Origin of the sequence: Streptomyces solincola (assembly GCF_002982015.1) — a bacterium.
Taxonomy (GTDB): domain Bacteria; phylum Actinomycetota; class Actinomycetes; order Streptomycetales; family Streptomycetaceae; genus Streptomyces; species Streptomyces solincola.
Genome location: NZ_PVLV01000366.1, coordinates 1 through 5,354 on the forward strand (window position 1 = coordinate 1; position 5,354 = coordinate 5,354).

5 protein-coding genes are annotated in these 5,354 nt (G+C 71.6%); 3 read left to right on the plus strand and 2 right to left on the minus strand.

Going from position 1 to position 5,354, the window contains the following annotated elements; all coding sequences use genetic code 11:
- From C6N75_RS21750 to C6N75_RS21760, 3 genes are all read left to right on the plus strand, one after another.
- On the plus strand, positions 1-891 hold an 891-nt coding region (locus C6N75_RS21750; RefSeq protein WP_258177534.1), incomplete at its 5' end, for a carbohydrate ABC transporter permease.
- Complete coding sequence (locus C6N75_RS21755) at positions 888-1,763, plus strand: carbohydrate ABC transporter permease (protein WP_105870585.1); 876 nt, start codon at positions 888-890, stop codon at positions 1,761-1,763. The genes C6N75_RS21750 and C6N75_RS21755, both read left to right, overlap by 4 nt.
- A 164-nt stretch (positions 1,764-1,927) precedes the next feature.
- A complete protein-coding gene (locus C6N75_RS21760) occupies positions 1,928-2,914 on the plus strand; it encodes a hydroxyacid dehydrogenase (protein ID WP_258177535.1) in 987 nt (328 codons plus the stop codon).
- A gap of 92 nt (positions 2,915-3,006) precedes the next feature.
- Here the strand turns inward: C6N75_RS21760 and groL are convergent, their stop codons facing one another.
- A complete protein-coding gene (gene groL / locus C6N75_RS21765; protein ID WP_105870587.1) occupies positions 3,007-4,629 on the minus strand; it encodes a chaperonin GroEL in 1,623 nt (540 codons plus the stop codon).
- Positions 4,630-4,811: 182 nt separating this feature from the next.
- Entirely contained in the window at positions 4,812-5,120 is a 309-nt protein-coding gene (gene groES, locus C6N75_RS21770) for a co-chaperone GroES (RefSeq protein ID WP_010471835.1), read from the minus strand.
- Positions 5,121-5,354 lie beyond the last annotated feature (234 nt).

A 5,354-nucleotide genomic window follows, 5' to 3' on the forward strand; every position in this document is an offset into this window, starting at 1 on the left:
GCGCGGGCCCGGGCGGGAGCGGCGGCCCTCCTCCTCGCGCCGTTCTTCGTGCTGTTCACCGCCGTGATGGTGGTCCCGATCGGCTACGCGGTCTGGCTCAGCCTGTTCACCGAGCGGCAGTCCGGGCTCGGCTTCGGCGGGGCCGAGACCGTCTTCAGCGGGCTCGGCAACTACACCTCGGCGCTGGGCGACCCGGCCTTCCGCGACGGCTTCCTCGTGCTGCTCGGCTACTGCCTGGTCTACATCCCGCTGCTGCTCGCCGGCGGCCTGGCGCTGGCGCTGCTGCTGGACTCGGCGCTGGCCCGGGCCCGCCGCTTCTTCCAGCTCGCGCTGTTCCTGCCGCACGCCGTGCCCGGCATCATCGCCGCGCTGATCTGGGTGTACCTCTACACGCCCCAGCTCAGCCCGGTGGTGAAGGCCATGGAGGCCGGGGGCGTCGGCTTCGACTTCTTCTCCCCCTCCGGCGCCCTGCCCTCCGTGGTCAACATCGCGCTGTGGGAGTGGCTCGGCTACAACATGGTCATCTTCTACGCCGCCCTCCAGGCCATCGACCGCTCCGTGCTGGAGGCGGCCACCGTGGACGGGGCCGGCGCCTGGCGCACCGCCTTCGCCGTCAAACTCCCTCTCATCCGGGCGTCCGTGGTGATGGTCGCCCTGTTCACCGTGATCGGCTCGCTCCAGTTGTTCACCGAGCCGCTGATCCTCAACAAGGGCACCGGCTCGGCCGTCACCTCCACCTGGACGCCGAACATGTACGCGTACACCGCGGCGTTCGACCGCAACGACTACGGGCTCGCGGCGGCCGCCTCCGTGCTGCTCGCCCTCACCGCCGCGCTGCTCTCGTTCGCCGTCACCCGGCTGGCCGGAAACCGCAAGGAGCGCACGGCATGAGCACCACCGCCCCCGCCGGGACCGGCCGGCCCGGCCAGAGCCGCTGGATGTCGAAGACGGCCGTCAACGGCGCCCTGCTGCTGGCCTCCCTCTACATGCTCTTCCCCCTCGTCTGGCTGGTCACCGCCGCCACCAAGGACGCCGGCGGGCTGCTCGGCGGCGACGCCTTCTCCTTCGAGGGCTTCGACCTCGGCGGCAACCTCGCCCGGCTCTCTGACTACGGCGACGGGATCTACTTCCGCTGGTACCTCAACAGCCTCCTCTACGCCGGCGGCGGGGCCCTGGTCTGCTCGTTCGTCTGCGTCGCGGCCGGCTACGCCTTCGAGACCTACGACTTCCGCGGCAAGGAGAAGCTGTTCGGCGTCGTGCTGATGGGCGTGCTGGTGCCCGGGACCGCCCTGGCGCTGCCGATGTACCTGCTGGCCACCGAGACCGGTCTGGTCAACACCTACGGGGCGGTGCTCGTGCCCGTGCTGGTCAACCCCTTCGGGGTGTACCTCTCCCGGGTGTTCTGCGCCGGCTACATACCCGGCGAGGCGCTGGAGGCGGCGCGTATCGACGGCGCCGGGGAGCTGCGCACCTTCTTCTCCGTCGGCCTGCCCATGGTGACGCCCGGTCTGGTGACCGTCTTCCTCTTCCAGTTCACCGCCATCTGGAACAACTTCTTCCTCCCCCTGGTGATGCTCTCCGACCAGCGGCTCTTCCCGCTGAGCCTCGGCCTGTACGCGTGGAACAGCAACGCCCACGCCGAACCCGGCTTCTACCCCCTCGTCGTCACCGGCTCGCTGCTCGCCGTCGTGCCGCTCGTCGTCGCCTTCGTCTCCCTCCAACGCCACTGGAAGGCCGGACTGACCGCCGGCAGCGTCAAGTGACCCCGGCGAGGACACCCCATGCGAACCCTGTGAGGAGTTCGACTTCCACCATGCACCCCGCCACTGACAACCGGCCCGCCCGCCGACCGGAGCGGCAGCCGGACGACCGGCCCGCGCCGGCGCCCCCGCGCCGACCGGAGGACCGGCCCGCGCTGCTGCTGGCGATGGGCCCCGGCATCCCCGAGCGGCTGCTCACCGACGCCCACCGCGCCAGGCTGGCCGAGCTGAGCCGGACCGACCCCGGGCTGGTCGCGCACGACCTGACCGCGCCCACCCCGGCGGTCGCCGCCGCGCTCGCCGACGCGGAGGTGCTCTTCACCTGCTGGGGCGCCACCCCGCTGACCGCGGAGGTGCTGGCGCGGGCGCCCCGGCTGCGGGCCGTGGTGCACGCGGCCGGCTCGGTCAAGCACCATGTCACCGCCGCCTGCTGGGAGCGGGGCATCGCGGTCACCTCGGCGGCCGCCGCCAACGCGCTGCCGGTCGCCGAGTACACGCTCGCGGTGATCCTGCTGGCCGGCAAGCGGGTGGGCCGGGCCGCCCGCCGCTACGAGGAGCTGCGGGCCGGCCACGACTGGCTGGCCGAGCTGGCCGACAGCGGCAACTACCGCCGTACCGTCGGCGTCGTCGGCGCCTCCCGGATCGGGCGGCGGGTGATCGAGCTGCTGCGCCCCTTCGACCTGGAGGTGCTGCTGTACGACCCGTACGTCACCGACACCGAGGCGGCCGCGCTCGGCGCGGTGCGCGCCGGTCTGGACGAGCTGTGCGCCCGCTCCGACGTGGTCTCGGTGCACGCGCCGCAGCTCCCCGCCACATACCGCATGATCGGCGGACGGCAGCTCGCGCTGATGCCGGACGGGGCGACGCTGGTCAACACCTCGCGCGGCTCGCTCGTCGACGAAGGCGCGCTTCTGCCGCAGCTCGTCTCGGGGCGGCTGAGCGCGGTGCTGGACGTGACCGACCCGGACGTGCCGCCGCCCGCATCGCCGCTCTACTCGCTGCCGAACGTGCTGCTCACCCCGCATGTCGCCGGCTCGCTCGGCAACGAGCTGCACCGGATGGCGGACGCGGCGCTGGCGGAGCTGGAGCGGTACGCGCGCGGGCTGCCGTTCGCCGATCCCGTCGTCCCGGCGGAGCTGAGCCGCTCGGCGTAGGAGGACCGGTGACGCACCGAGGCCCGGTGCCCCCGCGACGGGGGCACCGGGCCTCGTACGTCTCACCGGCGCGGCCTCACGGCCGCCGGCGGTCAGTGGGAGTGGCCGTGACCGTGACCGGCGTCGGCCGGCTCCTCCTCCTTCTTCTCCACGACCAGGGTCTCGGTCGTGAGGAGCAGGGAGGCGATGGAGGCGGCGTTCTCCAGGGCGGAGCGGGTGACCTTGACCGGGTCGATGACGCCGGCCTTGACCAGGTCGCCGTACTCGCCGGTGGCGGCGTTGAAGCCCTGGCCCTTCTCCAGCTCGGCCACCTTGGCGGTGATCACGTAGCCCTCGAGGCCGGCGTTCTCGGCGATCCAGCGCAGCGGCTCGACGGCGGCGCGGCGGACGACGGCGACACCGGTGGCCTCGTCGCCCTCCTTGCCGAGGTTGCCCTCCAGCACCTTGACGGCGTGGACCAGCGCGGAGCCGCCACCGGAGACGATGCCCTCCTCGACCGCGGCGCGGGTCGCGGAGATGGCGTCCTCCAGACGGTGCTTCTTCTCCTTCAGCTCCACCTCGGTGGCGGCGCCGACCTTGATCACGCACACGCCGCCGGCCAGCTTGGCGAGGCGCTCCTGGAGCTTCTCGCGGTCCCAGTCGGAGTCGGTGGTCTCGATCTCGGCCTTGATCTGGTTCACCCGGCCGGTCACCTCGTCGCCGGCGCCGCCGCCGTCGACGATGGTGGTGTCGTCCTTGGTGACGGTGACGCGGCGGGCGGTGCCCAGCACGTCCAGACCGGCCTGGTCGAGCTTGAGGCCGACCTCCTCGGCGATGACGGTGGCGCCGGTGAGGGCGGCCATGTCGCCGAGCATCGCCTTGCGGCGGTCGCCGAAGCCGGGGGCCTTGACCGCGACCGCGTTGAAGGTGCCGCGGATCTTGTTGACGACCAGGGTCGACAGGGCCTCGCCCTCGACGTCCTCGGCGATGATCAGCAGCGGCTTGGAGCCACCGGCCTGGATGACCTTCTCCAGCAGCGGCAGCAGGTCCTGGATGGAGGCGATCTTGCCCTGGTGGATCAGGATGTACGGGTCGTCGAGGACGGCCTCCATACGCTCCTGGTCGGTCACCATGTACGGCGAGAGGTAGCCCTTGTCGAAGGCCATGCCCTCGGTGAAGTCCAGCTCCAGACCGAAGGTGTTGGACTCCTCGACGGTGATGACGCCGTCCTTGCCGACCTTGTCCATCGCCTCGGCGATGAGCTCGCCGACCTGGCTGTCCTGGGCGGACAGGGCGGCGACGGCGGCGATGTCGGTCTTGTCGTCGATCGGGCGCGCGGTGGCGAGGAGGTCCTCGGACACGGCCTTGACCGCGGCGTCGATGCCCTTCTTCAGGGCGGCCGGGGAGGCGCCGGCGGCGACGTTGCGCAGGCCCTCGCGGACCAGGGCCTGGGCGAGCACGGTGGCGGTGGTGGTGCCGTCACCCGCGATGTCGTTGGTCTTGGTCGCCACCTCCTTCACCAGCTGGGCGCCGAGGTTCTCGTACGGGTCCTCGACCTCGACCTCGCGGGCGATGGTGACGCCGTCGTTGGTGATGGTCGGGGCGCCGAACTTCTTGTCGATGACGACGTTGCGGCCGCGGGGGCCGATGGTCACCTTGACGGTGTCGGCGAGCTTGTTGACGCCGCGCTCAAGGGCGCGACGGGCGTCCTCGTCGAACTTCAGAATCTTCGCCATGGGAGCGTTCCAAGTCCTCTCGATTGCGATCCTCGGCCGCGCCGGGCGGCCGCCATCGCCGGTGAAAACGAACCGCGCCCCTCGCGCCCGGCGTTGTCGGCGGGGGGCCAGGGGCGCAGCTCGCAAAGCATGTCGCGGAGGCGTCCCGCGGCTCGCGCCGCGGTTGCTGCCGCTGAGGTGGACTACTTCTCGACGATCGCGAGGACGTCGCGAGCCGAGAGGACGAGGTACTCCTCGCCGCTGTACTTCACCTCGGTGCCGCCGTACTTGCTGTACAGCACGATGTCGCCGGTCTTGACGTCGAGCGGCAGGCGCTCGCCGTTCTCGAAGCGGCCCGGGCCCACGGCCAGGACGACGCCCTCCTGGGGCTTCTCCTTGGCAGTGTCCGGGATGACCAGGCCAGAGGCGGTGGTCTGCTCGGCGTCGAGCGGCTGGACCACGATGCGGTCCTCGAGCGGCTTGATGGCAACCTTGGAGCTGGTGGTCGTCACGATCCGACCTCCCCCTTCGGAGATCTCACGGGGTCAACTGTCTGAGGTGGCGACCAGGTCGATCCGTCGTCGCGGGTGCCGGACCTGCCCGTCGCTGTGTTGGCACTCTCCAGGCGGGAGTGCCAGGCCTGAGACTATGACCGCGATTAGCACTCGGTCAAGCGGAGTGCCAGTCCAGCGCCGCCGTTCACTCCGAGGGGCGGTGCGGGGGCGCCGTGCGGGCGGTGCGGGCGG

Excerpts from the sequence above, each read along its gene's own strand:
- groL (WP_105870587.1), bottom strand. The coding sequence starts at position 4,629 with ATGGCGAAGATTCTGAAGTTCGACGAGGACGCCCGTCGCGCCCTTGAG.
- C6N75_RS21755 (WP_105870585.1), top strand. The coding sequence starts at position 888 with ATGAGCACCACCGCCCCCGCCGGGACCGGCCGGCCCGGCCAGAGCCGC.
- C6N75_RS21760 (WP_258177535.1), top strand. The coding sequence starts at position 1,928 with ATGGGCCCCGGCATCCCCGAGCGGCTGCTCACCGACGCCCACCGCGCC.